The sequence below is a fragment of the Comamonas composti DSM 21721 genome (assembly GCF_000429845.1).
Lineage (GTDB): Bacteria > Pseudomonadota > Gammaproteobacteria > Burkholderiales > Burkholderiaceae_C > Comamonas > Comamonas composti.
This window is the reverse complement of the sequence record NZ_AUCQ01000001.1, coordinates 35,373-62,228: the sequence shown is the minus strand read 5'-3', so window position 1 is coordinate 62,228 and position 26,856 is coordinate 35,373. Positions and strand designations below refer to the sequence as shown.

Annotated in this window: 26 protein-coding genes; 15 read left to right on the top strand and 11 right to left on the bottom strand. The window is 63.9% G+C overall.

Going from position 1 to position 26,856, the window contains the following annotated elements:
- The first annotated feature begins 26 nt into the window (after positions 1-26).
- Complete coding sequence (locus G486_RS0100265) at positions 27-1,301, top strand: fimbrial protein (protein ID WP_211233735.1); 1,275 nt, start codon at positions 27-29, stop codon at positions 1,299-1,301.
- A 298-nt stretch (positions 1,302-1,599) separates the two neighbouring features.
- On the opposite strand, the gene nth is transcribed toward G486_RS0100265, so the two are convergent.
- Positions 1,600-2,253: an endonuclease III gene (nth, locus tag G486_RS0100260; protein WP_027013726.1), complete on the bottom strand. Its 654-nt coding sequence runs from the start codon at positions 2,251-2,253 to the stop codon at positions 1,600-1,602.
- A gap of 207 nt (positions 2,254-2,460) precedes the next feature.
- Between nth and G486_RS0100255 the strand changes: the two genes are divergently transcribed.
- Positions 2,461-3,657, top strand: a complete 1,197-nt coding sequence (locus tag G486_RS0100255) for an aminotransferase-like domain-containing protein (RefSeq protein WP_027013725.1) — start codon at positions 2,461-2,463, stop codon at positions 3,655-3,657.
- 10 nt (positions 3,658-3,667) lie between these two features.
- Entirely contained in the window at positions 3,668-3,889 is a 222-nt protein-coding gene (locus G486_RS0100250; RefSeq protein ID WP_027013724.1) for a SlyX family protein, read from the top strand.
- Between the two features lie 36 nt (positions 3,890-3,925).
- On the opposite strand, the gene G486_RS23245 is transcribed toward G486_RS0100250, so the two are convergent.
- A complete protein-coding gene (locus G486_RS23245) occupies positions 3,926-4,060 on the bottom strand; it encodes a DUF3149 domain-containing protein (RefSeq protein WP_084454960.1) in 135 nt (44 codons plus the stop codon).
- A gap of 391 nt (positions 4,061-4,451) precedes the next feature.
- On the opposite strand from G486_RS23245, the gene acs reads away from it, so the two are divergent.
- Both acs and G486_RS0100235 read left to right on the top strand, forming a co-directional pair.
- Entirely contained in the window at positions 4,452-6,449 is a 1,998-nt protein-coding gene (acs, locus tag G486_RS0100240; protein WP_027013723.1) for an acetate--CoA ligase, read from the top strand.
- A gap of 250 nt (positions 6,450-6,699) precedes the next feature.
- The gene (locus tag G486_RS0100235) at positions 6,700-7,167 is read left to right on the top strand and encodes a hypothetical protein (RefSeq protein WP_027013722.1); all 468 of its coding nucleotides are present in this window, start codon (positions 6,700-6,702) and stop codon (positions 7,165-7,167) included.
- Positions 7,168-7,254: 87 nt separating this feature from the next.
- Here G486_RS0100235 and G486_RS0100230 read toward each other — a convergent pair whose 3' ends face one another.
- On the bottom strand, positions 7,255-7,560 hold the full coding sequence (locus tag G486_RS0100230) for a c-type cytochrome (protein ID WP_027013721.1): 306 nt from the start codon (positions 7,558-7,560) through the stop codon (positions 7,255-7,257).
- 109 nt (positions 7,561-7,669) lie between these two features.
- Between G486_RS0100230 and G486_RS0100225 the strand changes: the two genes are divergently transcribed.
- The gene (locus G486_RS0100225) at positions 7,670-7,909 is read left to right on the top strand and encodes a TIGR04438 family Trp-rich protein (protein ID WP_027013720.1); all 240 of its coding nucleotides are present in this window, start codon (positions 7,670-7,672) and stop codon (positions 7,907-7,909) included.
- Between the two features lie 237 nt (positions 7,910-8,146).
- Here the strand turns inward: G486_RS0100225 and G486_RS0100220 are convergent, their stop codons facing one another.
- On the bottom strand, positions 8,147-9,376 hold the full coding sequence (locus G486_RS0100220) for a nucleoside recognition domain-containing protein (RefSeq protein WP_027013719.1): 1,230 nt from the start codon (positions 9,374-9,376) through the stop codon (positions 8,147-8,149).
- A gap of 164 nt (positions 9,377-9,540) precedes the next feature.
- Here G486_RS0100220 and G486_RS0100215 point away from each other — a divergent pair, with 164 nt between their 5' ends.
- Positions 9,541-10,332: an SIR2 family NAD-dependent protein deacylase gene (locus G486_RS0100215; RefSeq protein ID WP_027013718.1), complete on the top strand. Its 792-nt coding sequence runs from the start codon at positions 9,541-9,543 to the stop codon at positions 10,330-10,332.
- A 174-nt stretch (positions 10,333-10,506) separates the two neighbouring features.
- Complete coding sequence (locus G486_RS0100210) at positions 10,507-12,303, top strand: methyl-accepting chemotaxis protein (protein WP_027013717.1); 1,797 nt, start codon at positions 10,507-10,509, stop codon at positions 12,301-12,303.
- 90 nt (positions 12,304-12,393) lie between these two features.
- On the opposite strand, the gene G486_RS0100205 is transcribed toward G486_RS0100210, so the two are convergent.
- Positions 12,394-12,936 (bottom strand): LuxR C-terminal-related transcriptional regulator, encoded by a 543-nt coding sequence (locus G486_RS0100205; protein WP_027013716.1) that lies wholly within the window; start codon positions 12,934-12,936, stop codon positions 12,394-12,396.
- Between the two features lie 74 nt (positions 12,937-13,010).
- Here G486_RS0100205 and G486_RS0100200 point away from each other — a divergent pair, with 74 nt between their 5' ends.
- Positions 13,011-13,727 carry a CoA transferase subunit A gene (locus tag G486_RS0100200; RefSeq protein ID WP_027013715.1) on the top strand — a complete coding sequence of 239 codons (717 nt, stop codon included), beginning with the start codon at positions 13,011-13,013 and terminating at the stop codon, positions 13,725-13,727.
- A gap of 2 nt (positions 13,728-13,729) precedes the next feature.
- Positions 13,730-14,368 (top strand): 3-oxoacid CoA-transferase subunit B, encoded by a 639-nt coding sequence (locus tag G486_RS0100195; protein ID WP_027013714.1) that lies wholly within the window; start codon positions 13,730-13,732, stop codon positions 14,366-14,368.
- A gap of 70 nt (positions 14,369-14,438) precedes the next feature.
- On the opposite strand, the gene G486_RS0100190 is transcribed toward G486_RS0100195, so the two are convergent.
- The 5 genes from G486_RS0100190 to fabI form a co-directional block, all read right to left on the bottom strand.
- Entirely contained in the window at positions 14,439-15,269 is an 831-nt protein-coding gene (locus G486_RS0100190) for a DNA ligase (RefSeq protein ID WP_027013713.1), read from the bottom strand.
- Between the two features lie 249 nt (positions 15,270-15,518).
- The gene (locus tag G486_RS0100185; RefSeq protein WP_084454913.1) at positions 15,519-16,463 is read right to left on the bottom strand and encodes a ZIP family metal transporter; all 945 of its coding nucleotides are present in this window, start codon (positions 16,461-16,463) and stop codon (positions 15,519-15,521) included.
- A gap of 80 nt (positions 16,464-16,543) precedes the next feature.
- Positions 16,544-17,179 (bottom strand): superoxide dismutase, encoded by a 636-nt coding sequence (locus tag G486_RS0100180; RefSeq protein WP_027013711.1) that lies wholly within the window; start codon positions 17,177-17,179, stop codon positions 16,544-16,546.
- 48 nt (positions 17,180-17,227) lie between these two features.
- Positions 17,228-17,734 (bottom strand): hypothetical protein, encoded by a 507-nt coding sequence (locus G486_RS21205; RefSeq protein WP_245587210.1) that lies wholly within the window; start codon positions 17,732-17,734, stop codon positions 17,228-17,230.
- Between the two features lie 152 nt (positions 17,735-17,886).
- A complete protein-coding gene (gene fabI, locus G486_RS0100170) occupies positions 17,887-18,687 on the bottom strand; it encodes an enoyl-ACP reductase FabI (RefSeq protein WP_027013710.1) in 801 nt (266 codons plus the stop codon).
- A gap of 116 nt (positions 18,688-18,803) precedes the next feature.
- Between fabI and G486_RS0100165 the strand changes: the two genes are divergently transcribed.
- The 4 genes from G486_RS0100165 to G486_RS0100150 all read left to right on the top strand — a co-directional run bounded on the left by G486_RS0100165 (position 18,804) and on the right by G486_RS0100150 (position 24,664).
- Positions 18,804-20,636, top strand: a complete 1,833-nt coding sequence (locus tag G486_RS0100165; protein WP_027013709.1) for an extracellular solute-binding protein — start codon at positions 18,804-18,806, stop codon at positions 20,634-20,636.
- Between the two features lie 103 nt (positions 20,637-20,739).
- Positions 20,740-21,765 (top strand): microcin C ABC transporter permease YejB, encoded by a 1,026-nt coding sequence (locus tag G486_RS0100160; protein ID WP_027013708.1) that lies wholly within the window; start codon positions 20,740-20,742, stop codon positions 21,763-21,765.
- A gap of 125 nt (positions 21,766-21,890) precedes the next feature.
- A complete protein-coding gene (locus G486_RS21200) occupies positions 21,891-22,976 on the top strand; it encodes an ABC transporter permease (protein ID WP_051302946.1) in 1,086 nt (361 codons plus the stop codon).
- Positions 22,977-23,011: 35 nt separating this feature from the next.
- Positions 23,012-24,664, top strand: coding sequence for an ABC transporter ATP-binding protein (locus G486_RS0100150; RefSeq protein ID WP_027013707.1), 1,653 nt, complete (start codon positions 23,012-23,014; stop codon positions 24,662-24,664).
- A 161-nt stretch (positions 24,665-24,825) separates the two neighbouring features.
- On the opposite strand, the gene selD is transcribed toward G486_RS0100150, so the two are convergent.
- Positions 24,826-25,884 (bottom strand): selenide, water dikinase SelD, encoded by a 1,059-nt coding sequence (gene selD / locus G486_RS0100145; protein WP_027013706.1) that lies wholly within the window; start codon positions 25,882-25,884, stop codon positions 24,826-24,828.
- Positions 25,885-26,285: 401 nt separating this feature from the next.
- Here selD and G486_RS0100140 point away from each other — a divergent pair, with 401 nt between their 5' ends.
- Entirely contained in the window at positions 26,286-26,852 is a 567-nt protein-coding gene (locus G486_RS0100140; protein ID WP_245587209.1) for a YfiR family protein, read from the top strand.
- Positions 26,853-26,856: the final 4 nt, after the last annotated feature.

Genomic DNA, 26,856 nt, shown 5'->3' with positions numbered 1-26,856 from the left:
CGGCTACCTGCTACAAAGTCACCAAGATGGGGTCCGCCAGAACGGTTGCCTCCCATGAGATCCGCCCTGGGGACGGGGTGTCCACGGGCAACTGGACCGGTGCCTGCGACACCTGCAATGGCTCTCTGGGCCTGCCCGGCGTGGTCAATGTGGGCGATGCCAGCTTTCAGCCCCATCCGGCGCTGATCGCCAGTGCCGTGGCGCCCATCACCCAGTATGGGTCCGCTGGTGGCTACAGCCCGGAACAGGTCTTTTTCCGCTGTGCACCAGGCGATGCGGTGTATGAAATGTTCTCCACCAACGGCGATGACCTCTACAGCGGCTACTACAACGGCGGTGATGCCATGGGCACAGCACTGGGGTTGCCTGCTGCGTACAGAACGGCCTGGGCGAATGTGCTGCTGCGGCTCACGCATATTGCGACCGGAGAGTACATCACCCATGTCTGGAAGGAGCGGAGGCTGACCGGACTGGACCTGGATTCAAGAGGCTTTCAGCTCGTCAAGGCCAAGAATCTCAGCGCGGTGCGCTCCGAGCTCTACAGCGCCCCGCTGGAGCCCGGCGTGTCTTTTCCTTATCGCCCAAGCACGCAGTCCCAAATGTATTTGAGGGCCCAGCCTGCGGCGTATATCGCCATCAAAGGGCCGGGGCTGCCGTATCCGAATGTAGGCCAGCCTCATGCCAGCGGTAACTGGGGCGGCTTTTATGCGCGCTGGCCGGGGGCGATAGGCCTGTACAGAAGCGTGACGCTCAAGCGCTTTCCGACCTGTGCTGTCCTGATGGTCACTCCCCAGGTGATTTTTGCGCCGATCACGCAGGCAGAGCTCAACAGCGGAGGAAGCACGAGCATGTCTTTCGAGGTGCTGTTCAAGTGCCAGGCGGGAGCGCAAAGCAGTACCGCGCCGGGTGCAACAGCCTTGGGCGTGCTGGTCTCTGCGGGGGCCAGAGCTGCCTCGTCCGCGCTTGCTCTTGCCAACGCAAGCGGGGGTCTTGCCTATCTGGTCTCCGACAATTATGGACAGAGCGGCATGGCCGGGGGCGTGGGCATTCGCATCCTGCGAAACAGAGTGCCGATGAATTTGCTGGTGGAAGAGTCTTCGGCCGCTGGCGTGAACGCCACAGATGCGGGCTGGTATCCCGTGATCGGGCCGGCCAGCCAGTACCAGGGCGGAGCCGGGGGCGCGAGCATCTTCAGCGAAATGTTCGAGGCACGTCTGGAAAAGCTCAGGGTCGGAGTCCAGCCTGCGGTCACGCCGGGCCGGGTGCGCGCCACGGCCCAGATCGTGATCCGCGTCCAGTAGGCTTAGAGCGTGTTTACGATCTCTACGCAGGTGCGTTGGAGCGCAATCGGGATGAGTTGGAGTCGATGGGCCGCAGCTTGCACCGGGGTGCAAGCAAGGGCCAGTGCGAAGAAATCGCCCGATTTCGCTCCAACCCTTCGGGCCAGTGCCTTTGCGGGCGGTCTACAGCGTTGCGAATCCTCGCAATAGCACGGCTATTGCTGCGGTGTCGCGTCTTGCATCCCATCCCGCACAGACACTGGCGCGGCACCGAGGAGATCGTAAACACGTTCTTAGGCCTTGAGGCGGGCGGGACCGCTCAGCGTGCGCCCTGGGTGGGTGAGGCTGTCTTGGGCGAGAAGTCGCAGTAGCTGCTGACAACACACTCCCAGCAGCGGGGCTTGCGCGCCTGGCAAACATAGCGACCCAGCAGGATGAGCCAGTGGTGTGAATCCACGGCGTACTCGGCAGGAACGCGCTTGAGCAGCTGCATTTCCACGGCCAGCGGCGTCTTGCCCGGGGCCAGGCCCGTGCGGTTGCTCACGCGGTAAATATGCGTGTCCACGGCCATGGTGGGCTGGCCGAAGGCCACGTTGAGCACCACGTTGGCGGTCTTGCGGCCCACGCCGGGCAGGGCTTCGAGCTCTTCGCGCGTGCGGGGTACCTGACTGCCGTGGCGCTCTACGAGAATGCCGCAGGTCTGCATCAAGTGTCTGGCCTTGCTGCGGTATAGGCCTATGGTCTTGATATGGCCCTCCAGGCCTTCAAGGCCTAGATCCAGAATCGCCTGGGGCGTATTGGCGACAGGAAACAGCCGGCGCGTGGCCTTGTTCACACCCACATCCGTGGCCTGGGCGGAAAGCAGCACGGCGGCGAGCAGTTCGAAGACCGTGGTGTATTCGAGCTCGGTCTGGGGCGAGGGATTGGCGGCCTTCAGGGTCGCGAAAAAAGGCGTGATCTGGCTGGGCTTCATGGCGTGAGGCAAACAATGGGCAATGGCTTGAGCCGGGCGATGCAGGCCTTGGATTGTGCCCCGGCCCGGCCTCTTGTCGTCCAGGGTTTGGCTGAACTTGGGTCAAGGGCAGGGCAAACAGGCCACAATAGCGTAGCGCCGCCCCGAGCGGCCTTTGCCTTTTCGGGCTGCTCAAGATCCCGGGTTCATGGAGAACGGAATACCAAGATGCAATTCGCCGACCGACTCAACAAGGTGGAGACTTCCGCCATACGCGAGCTGTTCAAGCTGCTGGGCAAGCCCGGCATCATCAGCTTTGCGGGGGGCTTTCCCGATAGCGCCATGTTCGATGTGGCCGGGATCGAGGCAGCGTCCAGGGCGGCTTTGCAGCAGGAGGCCGGCGCAGCCTTGCAATATGGCGCGACCGAAGGCTATCAGCCATTGCGCGAGCAACTGTCGGCTTTCATGGCTGACAAGGGGGCCAGGGACGTGGCTCCTGAGCAGCTCATCGTCACCACGGGCAGCCAGCAGGCCCTGGACCTGCTTGGCAAGACCATGATCGACCCTGGTGACAAGGTCATCGTCGAGGGGCCTACCTTTCTCGCAACAATTCAGTGCTTTCGTCTTTACGGAGCCGAAGTCATCAGCGCCCCGGTGGATGGACAGGGCGTGGACGTGGACGGACTGGAGAAATTGATTGCCGAGCATCGCCCCAAGCTGGTGTATCTGATTCCCACCTTCGGCAATCCCAGCGGTGCCACGCTGAGCCTGGAGCGCCGCAAGAAGGTGCTCGAACTGGCGGCAAAGCATCAGACCCTGGTGGTCGAGGACGACCCCTACGGCGATCTGTATTTTGGCGAGGCACCGCCGCCCAGCCTGCTGGCCTTGTCGGCCCAGGTGCCTGGCAGCCGCGCGTGGCTTGCCCATTGCGGCAGTCTGAGCAAGGTGCTCAGCCCCGGCTTGCGCATAGGCTGGCTGGCTGCCGGGCCCGAGTTGCTGGCCCGCGCCGTGATGTGCAAGCAGTTCAGCGATGCCCATACCAGCACCTTTGCCCAGGCAACGGCGGCGCAATACCTGAAGTCCGGCCTGATGCCAGCCACCCTGGCCCGTGTGCGCGAGGTCTATGCGCGACGCGCCAAGACCATGGGTGATGCCTTGCATGCGCAACTGGGCGATGCCGTGGAGTTTGTCCAGCCTCAGGGCGGCCTGTTTCTCTGGGTCAGGCTCACGGGCAAGGGCGGCAAGCTGGCCGATGCGGGCGAGTTTGCCAGGCGTGCCATAGAGCAGGGTGTGGCCTTTGTGCCCGGCACACCGTTCTTTGCGCAGAATCCCGACCCGAGCAGCTTGCGCCTGTCGTTTGCCACAGCCGATGAGGACCGGATACGTGAAGGTGTGACACGGCTGGCCAAGGCCTTGAACGCCTGAAGTCACGCACATGAGCCAAGAGCTGCAAGTGCTGCAGGAGCGAGTGGTCGAGCTGGAGATCAAGGCCAGCTATACCGATGACTTGCTTGAGCAGCTCAATCTCACGATCTACCGCCAGCAGCAGCTTCTCGATCGCCTGGTCGAGGAGCTGCGCGAGCTGCGCCGTCAGGTGCCAGAAGGCGCCTCCGGCGGGCCACGCAATCTGCGCGACGAACTCCCGCCGCATTACTGAATCTGCGGCGGTCCTTGAGATACGGGCCGCCGCTTTTTACTCCAGAGGCTGTGCGGCCACGCTCTTCATCTTGCCCAGGAACAGGCGCAGGAAAAAGGCTGCCATGACAAGAATGAATACGATGACGCCCAGGCTCATCAGGCCGTAGTCGGTGGAAAACAGATCAATCATCAGCTTCATAAGACCTCCTGCGGATATTGCTCGCTAGTGCTGGACAACGCCTCGGAGCTGCTGGCAGGAATGAGCCAGGCCCGGTTGGCGGATGTCTTGACTATCCGCAGCAGGCGGCCTGGCACGCTTGCGCTGGGTCAAAGCCTTGGACTCTGCGGCTTGCGTCAGGACAAGCCCTGGCGGGTTTGTCAAAGTCGGAGCTCAAGTTTGCAGGTGATCGTGGCTTGGTGAGCAACTCCGGGCCAGGGCCGACGCTGCGCACGCGGCTGGATCGTGATCCGGGCCCAGCACTGGTGCGGGTCTGTTGCATGCAGTCAGTGGCATGTAAGACCGGGCAAGGAAAGTAGCACCACTATTTGAATTCGATAACCCGCATTGGAGACAAGAAACAATGACGACAGCAAGCTCGCCCATAGAGTCCGTCCTGGTGGAGAACCGCGTATTTCCGGCTCCGGCCGAGTTCGCCGCCAAGGCCCGCATCTCGGGCATGGAGCAGTACCAGGCCCTGTGTGCAGAGGCCGAGCGTGACTACGAAGGATTCTGGGCACGTCTGGCACGTGAGAACGTTGTCTGGAGCAAGCCATTCACCGAAGTGCTCGACAGCTCCAACCCCCCGTTCTTTCGCTGGTTTGCCGATGGCGAGCTCAATGCCAGTGCCAACTGCCTGGACAAGCACATGGGAACGGCCGTGGAGCACAAGACGGCCATCATCTTCGAGGCCGATGGCGGCGAGGTCACCAAGGTCAGCTACCGCGAATTGCTTGACCGGGTGTCGCAGTTCGCAAATGCGCTCAAGGCCCAGGGCGTGCAAAAAGGTGACCGTGTCCTGATCTACATGCCCATGACCATCGAGGGCGTGGTGGCCATGCAGGCCTGCGCGCGCCTTGGTGCCACCCATAGCGTGGTGTTTGGCGGCTTCTCGGCCAAGGCCGTGCAGGAACGCATCGTGGACGTCGGCGCCGTGGCCGTGATCACGTCCAACTACCAGATGCGCGGCGGCAAGGAGCTGCCGCTCAAGGCGATTGTCGATGACGCCCTGGCTCTGGGTGGCTGCGAAGGCGTGCGCCATGTCTTTGTCTACGAGCGCACGGCAACCGCCTGCGCCATGGTGCAGGGCCGGGACAAGACTTTCGGTGAAATCCTGGCTGGTCAGTCCACCGACTGCGCCCCAGTGGCCGTGGGGGCCGAGCATCCGCTGTTCATCCTCTACACCAGCGGCTCCACGGGCAAGCCCAAAGGCGTGCAGCACTGCACGGGTGGCTATGTGCTGTGGGCCAAGCAGACCATGGAGTGGACGTTCGATGTGCGCCCCGAAGACGTGTTCTGGTGCACGGCCGACATAGGCTGGATCACGGGCCATACCTATGTGGCCTACGGCCCCCTGGCTGCCGGCGCGACACAGATCGTGTTCGAAGGCGTGCCTACCTTCCCGCATGCGGGACGCTTCTGGCAGATGATCGAGCGCCATGGCTGCAGCATCTTCTATACCGCACCCACGGCCATACGCTCGCTGATCAAGGCCGCAGACAGCGATCAGGCCGTGCATCCGAGCAACTGGAATCTGTCCAGCCTGCGTCTGCTCGGCAGTGTGGGCGAGCCCATCAACCCCGAGGCCTGGATGTGGTATTACAAGAACGTGGGCGGTGAGCGCTGCCCCATTGTCGATACCTTCTGGCAGACCGAAAACGGCGGCCATGTGATCTCGCCCATGCCGGGCGCGACGCCTCTGGTGCCGGGTTCGTGCACCTTGCCTTTGCCTGGCATCAAGGCCGCCATTGTCGATGAGACCGGTCACGAGCTGCCCGATGGAGCCGGCGGCCTGCTGGTCATCAGCAAGCCCTGGCCCAGCATGATCCGCAATATCTGGGGTGATCCCGAGCGCTTCAAGAAAAGCTATTTCCCGGCCGAGCTTGGCGGCCAGATCTATCTGGCTGGCGATGGCGCGGTGCGCAGCGAGGACCGTGGCTATTTCCGCATCACGGGCCGCATCGACGATGTGCTCAATGTCTCCGGCCATCGCATGGGCACCATGGAGATCGAGTCTGCGCTGGTGGCCAAGACCGATCTCGTGGCCGAGGCCGCTGTCGTGGGCCGGCCGGACGATCTGACCGGCGAGGCCATCTGCGCCTTCGTGGTGCTCAAGCGTGGCCGCCCCTCGGGCGAGGAGGCCAGGCAGATCGCCAAGGAGTTGCGCGACTGGGTGGCCAAGGAAATCGGCCCCATTGCCAAGCCCAAGGACATACGCTTTGGCGACAACCTGCCCAAGACGCGCAGCGGCAAGATCATGCGCCGCCTGCTGCGCTCCATTGCCAAGGGTGAGGCGATTACCCAGGATACGAGCACGCTGGAGAACCCTGCGATTCTCGATCAGTTGGCACAGGCTAATTGAAGCGCTTCCCCTGTGCGCTTTCCCCTGGCGGGGCGGTCTTTGCTGTGCGACTGCCCCTGGCCTGGGGCAAGTCAGTTTCAAGGGCCGTGGGGGCACGATGAAGGGCTGAGTCCGGGCCGCAGGCTCGGCTTTGTGATGAGGTAAATTACCGGGCTGAGATACCGCCATCCAGGCCTGAGGACGGAATGTCCGGTTGGTACCGGGTGGTGTTTTTTTCCGTCTTTGTCTTCATCACTACGAAAGAGCTGCCATGAATCTTAGAACCTTGCTGCTGCTGATCACGGTGGCTTTGATAGCGCTGCTCGCTGCGTTCAACTGGGGGCAGCTAGCGGCACCGGGAACGGTATCGCTGGGCATTGCCGAAGTCCAGGCACCATTGGGGGTCCTCATGCTGGCACTGACCTGCTTGCTGGGGGTGTTCTTTGTTGCCTATGTGCTGTGGCTACAGGGTTCGGTGCTTGTGGAAGCGCGTCGCCATGCCAAGGAAATGCAAAGTCAGCGCGACCTGGCCGATAAGGCCGAAGCCTCGCGGTTCACGGAGCTGCGCTCGGTGCTCGAAGCCATGCATGCGCGCGGTCAGGAAGCCTTGATAGAGCGCCTGGACGGGCTGGAGATTCATCTGGTGCAGCGTGCCCAGGAGTCTGACAACAGCACGGCAGCCTATGTGGGGCAACTGGAGCAGCAAGTGCGTGAATTCACCAGGGGCACCGGGACCTGAGGGTGAATTGCCTTGGCGGTTGTCCCATGAAAAAGCCACGCAGATGCGTGGCTTTGAGCTGTAAAGGCTTGTCTCTTTTGGCGGGGATTACTTTTGCGACAGCACCCAGGCCACCAGCTTCTTGGCCTCTGCCTCACTCACCTGCGGGTTGGCTGGCATGGGAACCGGGCCCCAGACGCCGCTGCCGCCTTTGACGATCTTGGCTGCAAGCTTGTCGGCCGCATCCTTCTGGCCTGCGTACTTGGTGGCAACTTCCTTGTAAGACGGGCCAACCAATTTTTTATCGACTGCATGGCAGGCCATGCAATTCTTGGACTGGGCGAGAGCCTGATCGGCCATGGCAGGGGCCATGGCACCAGCAGACAGAGCGGCGGCAATCAGTAGATGCTTCATCGAGAGTTCCTGGTTGTTGGTCTGGCAGATTTACTGCAGAACAATTGTAGTGGTGCAGTGCATGGATTTCCCTCATGTGGGGAAGTCGCTAATTTGAGGGAGAAAACGTATGTATTTACTGGGCTTGGCAGTTTTGTTGAGTTTGCTCAAACTGGCCGAGGTCGACCCTGTGGCTGGCTGGCCGTGGTGGTGGATTTTGCTCGTCTATGGTCTCACAACCGCCTGGTGGGCCTGGGCCGACAGCTCGGGCTATACCAAACGGCGCCAGGCCGAGAAGGAAGTGCGTCGTCGTGAGCAGCGCATCAAAAGGCAAAAGGAGTCCTTGGGGTCACAGGCCCGCAAGCGCTGAAAGCAGCGGGCCGTCCCGGCTTGCCTCAAGCTCGCAAGAGGTGGCGCGGATGCCGCGGGCCCGGTCAGTGGCAGGCGTGCCCCGATTTAGCCATGTCCTGTTGTCATGCTATTGAATTGATTGCGCATAGCGCTTGCCAGTCAATGAATTCAGCATTGAATACTGCTGAAAGTCACTGAAATCAAGTGCTGGCAGCTATCAAATTGCTGAGAGTGAATACATCCAAGCCCTGGTCGCTCAGCCAAAGAACTGGTAGCAGACCACAATCGCCGCCACCACTCCCGCAAGCTCGGCCGCCAGAGCACAGGGCACGGCATGGCGCGCGCGCTGCACGCCCACGGCGCCGAAGTACACGGCCAGCACGTAGAAGGTGGTCTCGGTGCTGCCCTGGACGGTGGCCGCGACCAGGGCCGCAAAGCTGTCCACGCCCTGGCTTTGCATGGTCTCTATGAGCATGGCGCGCGCCGCGCTGGCCGAGAAAGGCTTGACCAGGGCGGTGGGCAGGGCATCGACGAAGCGTGTGTCCATGCCCAGCGTCTGCACAGCCCAGCGGATGCCCTGCAAGGCATAGTCCAGGGCGCCCGAGGCGCGCAGCACGCCCACGGCGCAAAGCATGGCGACCAAGTAGGGCAGCAGGTTTTTCGCAACCTCGAAGCCCTCTTTGGCGCCTTCGACAAAGCTGTCGTAGACGCCTACGCGGCGCCAGGCGCCCAGCAGCAGAAATAGCAGGATCAGCGCAAACAGCGTGAGATTGCCCAGCAGCGAGGAAAACTGGGCCAGGGCTGCAGAGGTCAGCGTGGCCAGAAAGGCCATGAGTGCTGCCAGGCCCAGGCCCAGGGGCAGCAGATAGGCGAGCACCACGGGGCTGAGCAGCGGCAGGCGCTGCACCAGGGCGACGGCCAGCAGTCCGGCTAGGGTCGAGGCCGAGGTGGCCAGCAAAATGGGCAGAAAAACCAGGGTGGGATCGGGCGCGCCCTGCTGCAGCCGGTACATGAAGATGCTCACCGGCAGCAGCGTCAGCGACGAGGCATTGAGCACCAGGAACAGGATTTGCGCATTGGTGGCGGTGCCGGGCTCGGGATTGAGCTCCTGCAGCGCGCGCATGGCCTTGAGGCCCATGGGCGTGGCCGCATTGTCGAGGCCCAGTCCGTTGGCCGCGAAGTTCAGCGTGATCAGTCCCAGGGCCGGATGACCGCGCGGCACGCCGGGCATGAGGCGCGCAAACAGCGGCCCCAGCATACGTGCCAGCCACTCGACCAGGCCGGCCTTTTCGGCGATGCGCAAAAAGCCCAGCCACAGGGTGAGCGAGCCGAACAGCAGCACCATGACCTCCACCGACAGCCTGGCCATGGAAAACAAGGCCTGGACCATGGCCGAGAACACCTGATCCTGGCCCCCGATCAGCCACTGCGCGCAGGCCGATGCGGCCGCAACCAGAAAAAAGCCCAGCCACAAGGCATTGAGCATGTTCAGTCCTTTGCTTTGGATGCCATCCAAAGCTTGCGATTAGAACCGGTTTTGCCCTTTGATTCCGGCTTCCAGGCCAGGAAAAGGCCGGTGGGCGCTATGCTTGGATGCCGTCCACGATCCGCAGGCGCGCGTAACAATGGCGCAGCTTTTTTTGCATCTTCATGCCTCTTGCTCCTTCTTCGGATCCATTGTCCGCCTCGCCCCCGGCCCGGCCAGTTGCCGCCAGCGGCGAAGTACAGGCGCTGCGCCAGCGTCTGGCCGCAGCCTGCCAGATTGCGGTGCTCACCGGCGCGGGCATGAGTGCCGAGTCGGGCGTGCCCACGTTCAGGGATGACAGCAGCGGTTACTGGTCCCAGTTCAATCCCCAGGAGATGGCCAGCGAGGCCGGCTTTCGTGCCCATCCGCAAAGGGTCTGGAACTGGTATGCGCATCGCCGCGCCGTGATTGCGCGGGTTGAGCCCAATGCCGGCCATCTGGCCCTGGCCCGCTGGAGCCGGACCCATGAGGGGCGCATGAGCGTGATCACCCAGAACGTGGATGGCCTGCACCAGCGAGCGGGCAGTGCAGGCGTTCTGGCGCTGCATGGCGAGCTCATGCGCAATCGCTGGCTGGATCGGCCCAGGAGCTGCTGCGACCTGCAGCGAGTCGCACCGGGCGAGCCGCCAAGCTGCCCGGTCTGCGGCAATCTGCTGCGCCCGGCCGTGGTCTGGTTTGGCGAGGCCTTGCCGGCCAGCGTCTGGCAGGCCGCCGAGCAGGCGGCGCAGGGCGCCGAAGTGCTGCTCGTCGTGGGCACCTCGGGTGCGGTGTATCCGGCCGCAGGCCTGGCCCAGATTGCGCGCCGCTCCGGCGCGCATGTCGTGGTGATCAATACCCAGGCCACAGAATTGGATGCCGTGGCCAGCCAGTGCCTCACAGGATCGGCGGCGAGGCTGCTGCCCGCGCTGTTCGATTGAGCTGGAGGCCGGTCACGGCCGGGCCCTGCGCAGGTCCTCGGGCGCGACTACCTCGAAACAGAAGCTGTTTTGGCGACTGGATGCGCGCAACAGCCCGGTCATGGGGTTGCTGTTCGGTGTCTTGCCGCTGCGGGGAGGTAAGAGAATTCCGGCCATCACAGAGCTTGAGTCACCATGTTCCACACTTTGCGCGGGCGCCTTATCCTGGTTTGCGTGGCGATCACCACGATTTCGTTGCTTATCTTGTTTCTTGGCCTGTTCTGGTCCGTGCGCGGACACCAGGGGGCAGGCATGGAAAAGAACATGAGGCAGCTCATGACCGCAGAGGCCGAAAGTCTGTCGCAATGGGCCATGGACAAGCAGCGCATCACCAGTGGCGCGCGTCTGGCCGTGGACCATGCAGAGCCACTGCCGGTCTTGCTGGCCTTGCAAAAGGCCGGGGATTTCGACGACATCTACATCGTCTATGCCGACAAGCGCTCGGTCTTTATCAGCCCTGTTGCAGATGACTACGATGGCACGCAGCGCGACTGGTTCAAGCAGGCGGTCCGGGAGGGACGGCCTGGGATTACCCCGGCCTATGCGGATGCCACGACGGGCGAGCTCACGATCAGCTTTGTCGAGCCCGTGGGGCCGGCGGGCTCGCCCTCGGCCGTCCTGGGGTCGGACGTGCGCATCAAGGGCATGGGCGAGCTGGTCAAGGCCATCAAGCCCCAGACCAAGAGCTTCGCCATGCTGGTGGACGAGCAAGGTCGCCTTTTGGCCCAGGCCAGGCCCGAGCTGGCGCTCAAGCCCGTGGCGGACCTGATGCCGGGCCTGAGTGCCGAAAAACTCAAGACGCTGGCAGCCGAGGAGGGGCATGAGCTGTTGACACTCGACGGTGCGCTCCAGCAGGTCTACGCCGTGAAGGTTGCCAACACGCCCTGGACCCTGGTCCTGGTCATGGATCAGCAGCAGGCGAGCGAAGCCTTGAGCCGCCTGCTCAAGATGGCCGCCGTCATCGCCGGGCTGTGTGTCGTGGGCGCCATCTTGCTGATCACGCTGGTGCTGCGCCGTCAGCTGGCCCCGCTTGGCATGGTGCGGGATGCCATGCTGGACATCGCCTCGGGAGAGGGCGATCTCACGCGCCGGCTGCAGGCTCAGGGGAGGGATGAGCTGGGCCAGATAGGCCAGGCCTTCAACCAGTTCGTGGACAAGATCGCCTCGGTGCTGGGCCGCATCCGCGAGTCTTCGGAGTCCGTGCGCGCGGCCTCGCAGGAGATCGCGGGTGGCAACCAGGATCTGTCTTCGCGCACCGAGCAGCAGGCCAGCTCGCTGGAGCAAACCGCATCGGCCATGGACGAGATCACGTCCACGGTCCGTCAAAACGCAGCCAATGCGCGCGAGGCCAGCCAGCTTGCGGCCAGCACCACGGACATGGCCAGCCAGGGCGGTCAGGCCGTGGGCCTGGTGGTCCAGACCATGAGCGGCATAGAGGGCTCGGCACGCAAGATAGAAAGCATTATTGGGGTCATTGAGAGCATTGCCTTTCAGACCAATATTCTTGCGCTGAACGCCGCCGTGGAGGCCGCGCGGGCCGGCGAGCAGGGCCGGGGCTTTGCGGTCGTGGCCAGCGAGGTCCGCGCGCTTGCCCAGCGCAGCGCCACGGCGGCCAAGGAGATCAAGGCCTTGATCGATGCCTCCGTGGGCCAGATCAACGAAGGCAGCCGCCGCGTGCACGAGGCAGGCTCCACCATCGATCGCACGGTCGACGGCGTGCGCCGCCTGGCCCTGCTGGTCGAGGAAATCAGCCATGCGAGCCAGGAGCAAAGCCGAGGCATTGCCGAAGTCGGTGGCGCCATCGGCCAGATGGATCAGGCCACGCAGCAAAACGCGGCCCTGGTCGAGCAGGTCACGGCCGCTGCCCAGTCCCTGCAGCAGCAGGCGGTGCAACTGGCCAATGTGGTCGGAGCTTTCCGGCTGGAAAAATAATATCGCTATATAAAGAGAAGCGCGTAGCGCTTGTCTGCCAAGGGTTGGAGGCGAAAAAAACTTGTTTTCCAAGCCGCTCCTGGCCCTGGGTCAGCCCGCGACCAGCTTGTGCACCAGGTCGGCCGCCGTGGAGGCGCTGTACTTGCGCATCAGCCGGGCGCGGTAGATCTCCACCGTGCGGTGGCTGATGGCCAGGGCGCGGCCTATTTCCTTGGAGGTCAGGCCTTCGAGCAGGCGCGCCGCGACTTCGCGCTCGCGGCCCGTGAGTTCGGCCTTGACCGGGCGCTGGGCCGAGAGGTCCTCAAAGCTCCAGATGCCCGAGGCATGCGGGTTGCTGCGGTCCAGCGTGCGGCCCGTCACATGGCACCAGAAGGCTTCGCCATTGGCGCGCTTCATGATGCGGTTGTCCGAGTACAGGCCATGGGTATTGAGAATCGGGGCGATGCGCGCACCCAGGCGTTCGTATTCGTCCACGCTGGGATAGAGGATTTGAAAGCTCTGGCCTATGAGTACTTCCCGCGAAGCGGCAAACATTTCGCAGACCGCGCGGTTGCAGTCCACCATGATGCGATTGCGCGAGATCACAAGGCCTACGGGAGCTGCATCGAAGGCCTGCCTATAGTCGATATCCATGGTGCAACTCTTTACGAAGAACTACCTAATCAAGTACGTAGTATCGTAGCGTATCCATTCTGAAGGAGACATGTGTGAAAAAGCTCTATCCCTCCGCCAAGCAGGCGCTGGAAGGCGTCGTGGCCGACGGCCAGTTGCTGGCCGTCGGCGGTTTCGGCCTGTGCGGCATTCCCGAGGCCTTGATCGATGCGCTGCGCGACAGCGGTGCGCAGGGCCTGACGGTCATCTCCAACAATGCGGGCGTGGACGGCTTCGGTCTGGGCAAGCTCTTGGAGACACGCCAGATCAAGAAAATGATCTCCTCCTACGTGGGTGAGAACAAGGAGTTCGAGCGCCAGTACCTGGCCGGCGAGCTGGAGCTGGAATTCACGCCCCAGGGCACGCTGGCAGAAAAGCTGCGTGCAGGCGGCGCCGGGATTCCGGCCTTTTTCACCAAGACCGGCGTGGGCACCATCGTGGCTGAAGGCAAGGAGCTGCGCGAGTTCGACGGCGAGACCTATGTGATGGAGCGCTCGCTGGTACCCGATGTCTCCCTGGTCAAGGCGCATCGCGCCGACAAGAGCGGCAATCTGCAGTTCCGTCTCACGGCGCGCAACTTCAACCCTGCAGCGGCCACGGCCGGCAAGGTCTGCGTCGTGGAAGTCGAGGAGGTCGTGGAAATCGGCGAGATCGCTCCCGACGACATCCATCTGCCCGGCATTTATGTGCATCGCATCGTGCACAACCCGAACCCCGAAAAGCGCATAGAAAAGCGCACCATCACCGAAAAAACAGAAAAACAAGGAGCTTGACCATGGCCTGGAACCAAGACCAGATGGCTGCGCGCGCAGCCCAAGAACTCGAGGACGGTTTCTACGTCAACCTGGGCATAGGCATTCCCACGCTGGTGGCCAACCACACGGGCGACAAGGAAGTCTGGCTGCAGTCCGAGAACGGCATGCTGGGCATAGGCCCGTTTCCCACGGAGGATGCGGTCGATGCCGACCTGATCAACGCAGGCAAGCAGACCGTGACCACGATTGCGGGCTCGTCCATCTTCGGCTCGGACCAGTCGTTTGCCATGATTCGCGGCGGCAAGATCAATCTGTCGATCCTGGGCGCCATGCAGGTCTCGGAAAAGGGCGATCTGGCGAACTGGATGATTCCCGGAAAGATGGTCAAGGGCATGGGCGGGGCCATGGACCTCGTGGCCGGCGTCAAGCGCGTCATCGTGCTCATGGAACATGTGGCGCGCAAGAAGGATGGCAGCACGGATCTCAAGATCCTGCCAGCCTGCTCGCTGCCGCTCACGGGCGTGGGTGTGGTGGACCGCATCATCACCGACCTGGGTGTGATGGATGTCACGCCCGAGGGCCTGAAGCTGGTGGAGCTGGCTCCCGAGGTCAGCTTTGAAGAGATTCAGTCCAAGACCGGCGTGCCCCTGATTCGCTGAGCCTGACTGTGGTGTCCGCCCCAAAGCCCGCATCCTGCGGGCTTTGGGCTTTCCGGGCTTCGAGCCGTAATCATTGCTGCACCTGGTAGGCGGGACTGTTCTCGCGTACACGCAGAAAGCGCGCAAAACGCGGCAGGCCGCTGTCGTGCAGGCCCTGGTAGCGGTAGGTCACCCAACTGCCCAGGGGCGGAGGATGGCGGCGCAGCTCGGCTGTCAGGCCCGCGCCCAGCGCAAAGCGCAGGCCCTCGCGGGTTTGCAGCAGCAGGGCGCCGGTCTGGCCCTGCCACTGGCCTTTGCCGCTCTTGTAGCCCACGACCTGGCCCTCGGCATCGTCATAGGGCTTGAGCTTGAGCAGATCGCCGCTGCGGCCCGCGCGGTAGGCTGCGTCGGCCCTGTGCAGCACCAGGCCTTCGCCGCCAGCGGCCACCACCTTGGCCAGCTGGCGCTGCAGCTCGACCTCGCTGGCTACGCGCCACTGGGGTACGGCCTGCACCCAGTCCTGGCCTATGGCCGCCACCACGGACCGCAGCCGGGGCAGGCGCTGGTCAAAGCTGCCGGGGGCGGCGGGCAGGTCAAACACCATGAAGCGCATGCGCCTCCAGGCGGCATCACCGGCCTGGACCTGGCGCGTGGTGGACTGGGCATGGGCAAAGGCACCGCGTCCGGCCCAGAGCTCGCCATCCAGCGGCGTGGCCGGCCAGCCTGCGGTGAACCACGGCGGTGCGGCAATCACCTGGCCGCCCCGGCTGATCAGCCGGCGCCCATCCCAGTAGCCGCGCACGCCGTCGTATTTCTCGCTGACCCAGTAGTCCTTGACGTTCAGGCCCGCATGCCAGACCTGGGCCAGCATCAGCGCCGGAGGCGGGGCGTTGGCGGCCTGCTCGGCGGCCCATGTGCCCATGGGCTGTGCGAAGAGCAGGGCCAGGGCGGCAGCGCCCAGGCAGCGAGCAAGGCCGCAGATCAGGGCCTGGAGGCGGCTGTGCAGTGCGGGGCCGGTGTGGGCTTGCGTGGTCATGGGCTGATCCTGCTGGGGCGATGCCTGCATGATGACAGCCAGGGCCTGTGGCCTGCGGTCTACAGTGTTGCGGATCCTGTCGGGCTCCATCGCGCCAAGACGCTGATGTGCCGCGTAGAGATCGCAAACACGTTCTCAGCCCAGCGCGGTGTCCAGAATCATCATCAGCACAAAACCCAGCATCAGCCCGCCGGTGGCAAAGGCCTCGTGGCCCTTGCGGTGGGATTCGGGAATGATCTCGTGGCTGATCACGAACAGCATGGCGCCTGCGGCAAAGCCCAGACCCCAGGGCAGCAGCGTAGCCGAGCCGCTGACAATGGCTGCGCCGATGACGGCGCCCACGGGCTCCACCAGGCCGCTGGCCATGCCCAGCAGCACGGCAAAGCGGCGGCTGTAGCCGGCGGCCAGCAGGGCCACAGCCACCACCAGGCCTTCGGGGACGTCCTGGATGGCAATCCCGGTGGCCAGGGCGTTGGCGCGCATGCCCTCGTTGGCCGCATAGCCCACGCCGATGGCCAGGCCCTCGGGCAGGTTGTGCAGCGCAATCGCGATCACGAACAGCCAGGTGCGGCGCAGCTTGCGCGCCATGTCCAGATCCAGACCTTCGCGGCCCTTGATGAAATGCTCGTGCGGCAGCAGCTTGTCCATCAGCATCATCACGCCTGCGCCCAGCAAGATGGCGCTGCCCACAATGCCGCCTGCTGCCCAGGCGTTGTCAGCCCACTGCGGCTGCGCACGTACGGACTCCAGCCCTGGCAGGATCAGCGAGAAGGCGCAGGCGGCCAGCATCACGCCGGCACCAAAGCCGAACAAAGTGTCCTGCGTGCGCTCCGACAGATTGTGTGAAAACAGCACCGGCAGCGTGCCCAGCGCCGTGGCCAGCGCAGCCACCGAGCCTCCCAAGAGCGCCTGCAGCACGACAGGGTTGTGCTGCAGGTAGTGCCAGAACTGTATGCCCAGCACAATGGCCCCCGCGAGCACGATCGACCATCCCAGCGCATGGCGCAGGCGGTGGGTGGCGCGGGATGCAGACGCTGGTGATGGCGATGGCGCAGGAGAGGCGGTGGGCAGTCGCGGCATATTCGCGGAAGAAGGTAAAACAAAGGACATGGTGAGGGAAGGTCGCTGCCCATGCAAGGCGCAGAGGCAGCGAAAGCCGGTCAGCCCCTGGCGGCGGCGAAGCGGCGGGCGACTTCATCCCAGTGAATCACCTGGTAGAAAGCCGCGATGTATTCGGGGCGTCGGTTCTGGTATTTCAGGTAGTAGGCGTGCTCCCAGACGTCCAGGCCCAGAATGGGCGTGCCGCCCGAGCCTATGCCCTGCATCAGTGGGCTGTCCTGGTTGCCGCTGCTTTCAATCGACAACTTGCCGTCCTTGCCCACGACCAGCCAGGCCCAGCCGCTGCCAAAGCGCGTCAATGCGGCTTGAGTGAAGGCTTGCTGGAAGGCTTCGATGCCGCCCAGATCGGATGCAATCGCCTCTGCCAGCGCGCCTTGGGGTGCGCCACCACCGCCCTGGCCCACCGGCGCCATCACCGTCCAGAACAGGCTGTGGTTGGCATGGCCGCCACCGTTGTTGCGCACGGCGGCGCGCAGGCCTTCGGGCAGACGGTTCAGATCGGCAATCAACTGCTCCACCGGCTCCTGGGCAAAGGCGCTGTCCTTGAGCGCAGCGTTCAGGTTGTTCACATAGGTCTGGTGATGCTTGCTGTGGTGGATCTCCATGGTCTGGGCATCGATATGGGGCTCCAGCGCGTCATAGGCATAGGGCAGGGCGGGCAGGGTGTGGACGGTCATGAAAGCCTTTCGGTCAAGAGTGGGAATACAGGTATGGGAGCGATGTGCTCAATGCAGCCGGGAGGATGTGGCAGCGTGCGGGGCCGCGCCATTCGCCGCCTGCAGCGCTGCCGTGCTCTGTGCCTGGGTGCCGTGCTGGCGTTGCCACAGCAGCAGGGCGGCGCGGGTCTCGCGCAGATGGCGCAAAGCCGCCTGCTGGACCATGGCGCTCGCATGGCGCTCGGCCAGATCGGCCAGGCCCAGATGGGCATCGCACAGATATTCCAAAGCCAGGGGCTGCTGTCCGCATTGCGACAGCACATCGGCCAGGTTGTGGTGGGACACCACCCAGGCGGCCAGGCAGTGGTCGGGGTGCACGTCCAGCTGGGGGCTGGCCATCAAACGCTGGGCCATGTGCTGGGCCTCGAACAGCAGTGGCAGCACGCTCTGCGGGGGCTGGGTCTGCAGGTGCTGCGTGGCCTGACGGGCTAGCTCTTCCCATGCGCTGAGGCTGGCAGGCTCGGGACGCTGCAGCATGAGAAAGGGAAGATCGCCGGCAGCGGGATGAATGCTCATCGGTGTTCTCCAATGGAAAATATGGATAAGTAATGAGAATGATTCGCAGTATTAGATTATCTTTGATAACCCCATGCTGCTATTGGGGTTGTGCATGAAAAAACCCTGCAGGTCTTGCGGCCTGCAGGGTTGGCGGGGGGCGTGGGCTCGGCTTAAACCTGGTCGGCGGAGAGGCCTGCGGTCTGGCTGAAGCCGCCGTCCACATAGGTGATCTCGGCGGTCACGCCCGAGGCCAGGTCGGACAGCAGGAAGGCGGCCACATTGCCCACGTCTTCAATGGTCACATTGCGGCGCAGCGGGGCGGCATCGGCCACGCGGCCCAGCAGCTTGCCGAAGTCCTTGATGCCGGAGGCGGCCAGGGTCTTGATGGGGCCGGCAGAAATGCCGTTGGCGCGGATGGCGCGACCGTCTTCGGTGCGGCCCACGGCTTCGGCCAGGTAGCGCACCGAGGCTTCCAGCGAGGCCTTGGCCAGGCCCATGGTGTTGTAGTTGGGGATGGAGCGCAGCGCACCCAGGTAGGACAGGGTCAGCAGCGAGGACTTGTCGTTCAGATAGGGCAGGGCCGCCTTGGCCATGGCCGGGAAGCTGTAGGCGCTGATGTCATGGGCGATCTTGAAGGATTCGCGCGACAGACCGTCCAGGAAGTTGCCGGCAATGGCTTCGCGCGGCGCAAAGCCAATGGCGTGCACAAAACCGTCGAACTTGCCCCAGGCAGCGGAGAGGTCGGCAAACATCTTTTCGATCTGGTCGTCGTTGCCCACATCGCAGTCAAACACCAGCGTGGAGTTGAATTCGGCCGCGAAGTCGGTGATGCGGCCCTTGAAGCGCTCGCCCACATAGCTGAAGGCCAGCTCGGCACCTTGCGCGTGGCAGGCCTTGGCAATGCCGTAGGCGATGGAGCGGTTCGACAGAACGCCTGTGATCAGCAGTTTCTTACCGGCGAGAAAACCCATTGTTGTTCTCCAAAAAATCGTGACAGAGTAAGCGGGCGTGGCGCGCAAAAGGCATTCGCCATGGCGCAGCATGGGCCGAGCGTCTGCCGAGCGCCTGCGTGGTGCAGAATTGTCGCATGCGCCATTGGAAGATTTTCTCGCTGCTGCTTGCAGTGCTGCCTGCTGCCTCTTGCTGGGCCGATCCGGCCTATGGTCTGTGGGGCAGCGTCCGTTATGCCCCGGGCTTTGAGCATTTCGATTACGTGAATCCCAAGGCTCCCAAGGGCGGGGAGTTGCGCCTGGTGAGCAATCTGCGCATCTCCACCTTCGATAAATACAACCCCTTCACGATCAAAGGCACGGCGCCTGCCTATCTGCAGGAGCTGATGTTCGACAGCCTGCTCACTTCGCCCATGGACGAGACCACCGCAGGCTATGGCCTGCTGGCCGAGGACGTGCAGGTCGCCGATGACGGCCTGTCGGTCACGTTTCGCCTGCGGCCCGAGGCGCGCTTTCACAACGGCCATCCGGTGCTGGCCAGGGACGTGAAGCACAGCTTCGATACCTTGGTCAGCCCTCAGGCGCTGCCGGGCTACAAGACCATGCTCATCGACGTGGCGGGTGTGGACGTGCTGGGCGAGCGCGAGCTGCGCTTTCGCTTCAAGAAGGCGAGCCGCGAGCTGCCCTTGCTGGTGGGAACCATCCCCGTGTTCAGCCATGAATGGGGCATGGAAAACGGCAAACGCAAGCCCTTCGATGAAGTCGTCATGGAGCCGCCGATTGCCAGCGGTCCCTACCGCATAGGGCCGGTGCGCTTCGGCAAGGACATCACCTATGTGCGCGACGCCGACTACTGGGCGCGTAACCTGCCGGTGCGTGTGGGCACGGGCAACTTCGACCGCATCAGCGTCAAGATCTACCAGGACAACACGGCACGGCTGGAGGCGCTCAAGGCCGGCGAGTTCGATCTGATGCGCTTTTACAGCGCGGGGGACTGGGCGCGCAGGTTGTACGGCAAGCGCTTTGACCGTGGCGAGCTGGTCAAGGGCGAGTTCAGCAGTCATCTGCCTTCGGGGTTTCAAAGCTATGTGCTCAATACGCGCCGCCCCTTGCTGCAGGATGTGCGTGTACGCAAGGCGCTGGGCCTGGCCATGGATTTCGAGTGGATGAAGCGCAGCATGTTCTACGGCGCCTATGAGCGCGTGCACGGACTGTTCGGCAATACGCGCTGCGAAACCCATGGCATGCCCAGCAGCGAAGAGCTGGCCTTGATGGAGCCCTGGCGTAGCCGCATAGTCCCCGAAGCCTTTGGGCCCATGGCAGAGCCGCCGCGCACCGATGCAGAGCATTCGCTGCGTGACAACCTGCGCCAGGCGAAGAGGTTGCTGGCCGAGGCCGGCTGGACGGTGCAGGGCGGGGTGCTGCGCAATGCCCAGGGCCAGGCGATGGAGCTCGAATACCTGGACACGCGCGACGAGGGCGTGCGCATGCTTGCGCCCTGGATGCGCAATCTGGAAAAGCTGGGCATACGGCTGCGCTTTCGCGCCGTGGACTTTGCGCTCTACCAGCAAAGATTGAGCAAGTTCGACTTCGACATCATCACCATTGCCTACCAGGGCTCGGACAATCCGGGTCAGGAGTTCGCCGACCTTTTCGGCAGCCAGGCTGCGGATACCGAGGATTCAGGCAACTTCCCCGGCGTGAAGAACCCGGCCGTGGACGCCATGATCGGCGCCATGACCAGCGCCAGAACCCTGGAGCAGCTGCTGCCCGCCTGCCATGCGCTGGACCGCATCATCGGCCATGGCCACTACCTGATTCCGCAGTGGAGCGACAGCAGCCTGCGCATGGTCTATAACTCCTGGCGCCTGGTGCGACCTGCGGTGGTGCCTGCCCATGCCCAGGGCGAGCGCTGGGCCATGGATGCCTGGTGGGCGCGAGACCCGGTGCTGACCGCGCCGCCGCCATAATCATCAGCGCCTTGCCGCGAGTGGCGGCCGGGCCCGGTCCGCAGAAAGCAGCGCCCAGAGGGGTGCCGGAACATGTACAAGCAGTGGAGATAATGCACAACCTATGTGGTCCTACATACTCAAGCGTGTACTGCTGATGCTGCCAACCTTGTTTGGCGTGCTGCTGCTGACCTTTGTCGTCGTGCAGTTCGTTCCGGGCGGACCGGTGGAGCAGTATCTGGCCGAAGCCAAGGCCGGCGTGCGCGGAGCCGATGGCGGGGGCATGAGCTATCGCGGCGGCCAGGGCGTGGATGAAAAGCGGATCGCGCAGATCAAGGCCTTGTACGGCTTCGACAAGCCGGCGCCCGAGCGCTTCTGGCAGATGATTTCCCAGTTCGCGCGTTTCGATCTGGGTCGCAGCTTTTTCCAGAACAAGGATGTGTGGCAGCTGATCAAGGAAAAGCTGCCGGTCTCGGCCAGCCTCGGTTTGTGGAGCTTTTTCATCAGCTATCTGGTCGCGGTTCCGCTGGGTGTGGCCAAGGCCGTGCGCGCGGGCTCGCGCTTCGACTTCGTGACCACGCTGCTGATCCTGGTCGGCTATGCGATTCCCGGGTTTGTGCTGGGCGTGGCCCTGCTGGTGATCTTTGGCGGCCAGTTGCAATGGTTTCCGCTGCGCGGCCTGACTTCGGCCAACTGGGATGAGCTGTCCTGGGGCGCGCGCATCGTCGATTACCTGTGGCATATCGCCTTGCCCGTGACGGCCATGGTGGCCGGCAGCTTTGCGGTCACGGCCATGCTCACCAAGAACGCCTTCCTGGAAGAGATACGCAAACAATACGTGCTGACCGCGCGTGCCAAAGGCCTGTCCGAGCGCCAGGTGCTCTACAAGCATGTGTTTCGCAATGCCCTGATTCCCATCGTCACGGGTTTTCCGGCGGCTTTCATCGGCGCCTTCTTCACGGGGGCCTTGCTCATAGAGACCCTGTTCTCACTCGACGGCCTGGGGCTGCTCAGCTACGAGAGCGTGATCCGCCGCGACTATCCCGTGGTTCTGGGCACGCTTTATCTGTTCACGCTGATCGGCCTCGTGACCAAGCTGGTCAGCGACCTTTGCTATGTGTGGGTGGATCCGCGTGTCAAGTTCGATTAGCCCCCTGAGCGGCCTGGCCGCTTGCTGCACCTCCCCCGCCGTCTGCGGGCGGCGGACGATGCCCTCGCTGCGGAGTCGCGCCTGTTTTGCAGGGAGTCCGGATGCCAGCCATTGAGGAGACCGGGATGCTTGCTCCCTACAAGTCGATTCCTCCAGGCACAAGGGCCTGGCTGCGCTTCAAGCGCAATCGCCTGGGCTACTGGAGCCTGATCATTTTTTGCGCCATGGTGCTGCTCAGTCTGGGGGCCGAGCTTCTCACCAACGACAAGCCGTATGTGGTGCGCTACCAGGGCCAGACCTACTGGCCGATGTGGAACAGCTATCCGGAAAAGGTCTTTGGCGGCGACTTCGATACGCCCACGGACTATCTCGATCCCTTCATACGCGAGCGGCTGGAGCGCGGCGACAACTGGGTGCTCTTTGCGCCCAATCGCTATGGGCCGGAGACGCTGAACTACTTTGCCGAAAAGCCCAATCCCGCGCCACCCTCGCGCGAGAACCTGCTGGGCACCGATGATCGCGGGCGCGATCTGCTGGCCCAGCTGATCTACGGTTTTCGCGTGAGCGTGCTGTTCGCGCTGGCGCTGACTGCCACGGGCGTGCTGCTGGGCGTGCTGGCCGGGGCGGTACAGGGCTTTTTCGGCGGCAGGATCGATCTGCTGGCCCAGCGCGTGATCGAGATCTGGGGCTCCATGCCCGAGCTTTATCTGCTGATCATCTTCAGTGCCGTGTTCGCTCCCAGCGTGAGCCTGCTGCTGGTGCTGCTGTCGCTGTTCGGCTGGATGGGGCTGTCCGACTATGTGCGCGCAGAGTTTCTGCGCAACCGCCAGCTCGATTATGTGAAATCCGCCCGCGCCCTGGGCGTGGGCAATGCGGCGCTGATCTGGCGCCACATCCTGCCCAACAGCCTCACGCCCGTGGTCACGTTCCTGCCGTTTCGCATGAGCGCGGCCATTCTGGCACTGACATCATTGGATTTTCTGGGTCTGGGCGTGCCGCCGGGCACGCCCAGCCTGGGCGAGCTGCTGAGCCAGGGCAAGAACAATATCGATGCCTGGTGGATCTCGCTGACCACGTTTGGCGTGCTGGTGCTGACCTTGATGCTGCTCACGCTCATGGGGGATGCGCTGCGCGATGCGCTGGATCCGCGCCGCCAGGACGTCAGTGAAGCTGCGCCAGAGGCGGCATCTGCGAGCAAGGGGGCGGCATGAGCGCATTCGACTACGAAACCATGCCCAGCCCGCTGATGCCGCTGGCATCGATCAACCAGCCCTTGCTCTCGGTGCGCGATCTGCGCGTGCGCTTTGGCGCCAAGCAGGTCGTGCACGGGCTGAACCTGGACCTGGCCGCAGGCGAGAAGCTGGCCCTGGTGGGCGAGTCGGGTTCGGGCAAAAGCATGACGGCCCTGGCCTTGCTGAGGCTGGCCGGCGAGGCCCAGCTCAGCGGCCAGGTGCTGCTGGGCGGGCGTGATCTGCTGCGCCTGCCCGAGCGCGAGATGCAGGCCGTGCGGGGCGACGATGTGGCCATGATCTTTCAGGAGCCGATGACGGCCCTGAACCCCTTGATGAGCGTGGGCCGCCAGGTGGCCGAGATCCTGCAGCTCAAACAGGGCCTGACGCGCAGCCAGGCGCGCGCCCAGGCGGTGGAGCTGCTTGCGGCCACCGGCATTGCCGAGCCCGCGCGCCGTGCCGATTCCTACCCCCACCAGCTCAGCGGCGGCCAGCGTCAGCGCGCGATGATCGCCATGGCCCTGGCCTGCAGGCCCAAGCTGCTGCTGGCCGACGAGCCCACGACGGCGCTGGATGTGACGCTGCGCACCCAGATCCTGGAGCTGCTCGACGGCCTGCAGCGCCAGACCCGCATGGCCTTGCTGCTCATCACCCATGACCTGCACCTGGTGCGCCGCTTTGCCGATCGTGTGGCCGTCATGCAGCATGGCCGCTTGGTCGAGCAAGGGCCTGCGGGCGCCATCATGGGCGCGCCCCAGCATGCCTATACGCGCAAGCTGCTGGCCAGCGTGCCGCAGCGCCATGTGCTTGAAGGCCCGGTGCCGGACGGCGCCAGGCCCTTGGTCGAGGCGCGCGCGCTCAAGGTCAGCTATCCCGTGCCCTTGAGCGGATTGCGTGGCTGGTTCGGCCAGGGCCGCTATGTGGCGCTGGAGTCGGCCGAGCTGCGTCTCATGCCGGGGCGTACGCTGGGTGTGGTCGGCGAATCGGGTTCGGGCAAGTCCACGCTGGCCCAGGCCGTACTGGGCCTGCTGGAGCATGAGGGCGAGCTGCGCATAGGCGGCCAGGCCTGGCAGCAGCCTGCAACCCGCAACACCGATGTCAACCGTGGCTTGCGGCGGCATCTGCAGGTGGTGTTGCAGGATCCGTTCTCCTCGCTGTCGCCGCGCCTGAGTGTGGAGCAGATCGTGGCCGAGGGCCTGCTGGTGCATGCGCCCGAGCTCTGCGATCGGCAAAGGCGCGTGCGCGTGCTGCACATGCTCGAGGCCGTGGGCCTGTGCGAGCTGCAGTTCCCGGGGCTGTTGCAGCGTTATCCGCACGAGTTCTCGGGCGGCCAGCGCCAGCGCATCGCGATTGCGCGGGCCCTGATCCTCGAGCCCGAGGTGCTGGTGCTCGACGAGCCCACGAGCGCCCTGGATGTGACCATACAGCAGCAGGTGCTGAGCCTGCTGCAGCAGCTGCAGCGCGAGCGCGGCCTGGCCTATCTGCTGATCACCCACGATGTGGACGTGATCCGCGCCATGGCCCACGATGTCCTGGTGCTCAAAGACGGCCAGGTCGTGGAGGCCGGCAGCGTGGAGCAGATTCTGGGCTCGCCGCGCGAAGCCTATACGAGAAGCCTGGTCGAGGCCGCCAGCTATCGGGGCCAGGGTCAGGAGGCCGGGCTTTTCTGAAGATGCAGGTACGGGCCTGCACCCTCCGCATGGATTGAATAAAAAGTGAGCTGCTAGCGCTTGCTATATCTGGATTTCAAGTGCTTTTCATATTGAAATCCAGAGCAGGTGCGTGGTAGCAGCTACTTTTTTATTCGTGGCCAGCGCGCCGCCGGTTGCACTCAATCCACCTGCACGCGTGCTGGGCCGGCCTGCATGCGGCCGATGATCGCGGCCTCGCCAAAGCCTTGTGCGGCGAACAGCGCCAGCACCTGGTCGGCGACCTCGGGGGCGCAGGACACGAGCAGGCCGCCCGAGGTCTGGGGATCGGTGAGCAGGGCGCGCTGCGCATCGCCAAGACCGGAGCCCAGCGTGATGTGTTCGCCGTAAGAGGCCCAGTTGCGTCCCGATGCGCCCGTGATCACGCCTTGTCCGGCCAGATCCTGGACGCCGGGCAGAAAGCGCAGTCTGGCGCTGTCGATGTGCACGCTCAGGCCTGCGCCGCGGGCCAGCTCCAGGCTGTGCCCCAGCAGGCCAAAGCCCGTGACATCGGTGAGGGCGTGCACGCCCTCGAGCTGCGCAAGCGCCGTGCCCGGGCGGTTGAGCAGCGTGGTGGCCGCCACCATGGCGCGGTAGCCGGCTTCGTCAAGCAGGTTCTTCTTGAGCGCGGCCGACAGAATGCCCACGCCCAGGGGTTTGCCCAGGATCAGCACATCGCCGGCCCTGGCATCGGCATTGCGCTTCATCTGTGCAGGGTTCACCAGCCCGATGCCGACCAGGCCGTAGATCGGCTCGACCGAGTCGATGGAGTGGCCGCCGGCCAGCGGAATGCCGGCATCGCGGCACACGGACTCGCCGCCCTCGAGGATTCTGGCAATCGTGTCGTGGGGCAGGACATTGATGGGCATGCCCACGATGGCCAGGGCCATCAGGGGCTGGGCGCCCATGGCATAGATGTCGGACAGCGCATTCGTGGCGGCGATGCGCCCAAAGTCATAGGGATCGTCGACGATGGGCATGAAGAAATCGGTGGTGGCCACGATGGCCTGCTCGGCATTGATGCGGTAGACGGCAGCGTCGTCGGCAGTCTCCGTGCCCACGAGCAGGTCGGGGAAGAACTGCTTGGGCAGGGCGCTCTTGCCGATGAGCTCGGCCAGCACGCCGGGCGCAATCTTGCAGCCGCAGCCGCCTCCGTGAGACAAAGAGGTCAGGCGCGGGGTCGGGGAGGTGTCAGTGGTCATGGAATGCTTGGCCGGCAGTTTGTTCTTGAAAGACGGGCCCGAAGAGCGGGCCCGGGAGCCCGGTCATTATCGGCAGCCTTGATATTCCTGTGCCGGGCACTAGCCTTCTGCGCAAGCCGCAAGGTCCGAGGTTTTGTACAGTAGGCGGTTTTGCGCCTCGATTCCGTGCCGGGCTCTCTCGCACCCGGCTTTCCCGGGCATGCGCAACACGGATTCCTGAGGCTGGATTTCATTTCCCTGCGCAAGCCCCGGACTTTCATGAAAGCTTCGGGGTTGGCGCGATTTGGCAAGTTGTGAAAAAATGATTCTTTTGAGTCAATTGGTGTTTCTGGCGTTTCTTTTTCTGTGCAATGCGATCGGCTGACCGGTCTGTGAAAGGTGCCTACGCGCAAGGAGTCTGCTTGAAGTTTCAGCGTCAGGTGCGAAGCAAATGGTGTGGCTGGCAGGCCTTTCTGTGGATGGCCTTGGCATTGGCGTGCCTGAAACCGGCCGCAGCCGGGGCCGAGGCGGCCAGCGATGAGCGCGCGGTTGCTGTCACCCGGACGGTTCTGGGCATTGTTGGCTATACGCGCTGGCCAGCCGGGCCTGCAAGCGTGCGCATCTGCGTGCTGGGAGAGCCCGAGCATGCCGAGGACCTGCTGCAAAACGGCAACCAGATGGTGGGCTCCCAGCAGGTGCAGGTGCATCGGGTGGCGCTCGATGACGAGAAGGCCTTGAACGGTTGCGAAGGCATTTATGCGGGACCACTGGAAGAGGGGGTCTGGCATGGGCTGATGCGGCAGTTTGCGGGGCGGTCGGTCTTGACGATTAGCGAGCGAGGGGAGCTGTGCCGCATAGGCGCGATGTTTTGTCTGAGGCACCGAGGAGATGGCGCTGGCTTTGAAGTCAATCTGGACTCGGTTGCACGCAGCGGCTTGCGCGTCAATCCCAAGGTCTTGCAGCTTGCGCGCCACAAAACTGCTCCGTGATGGT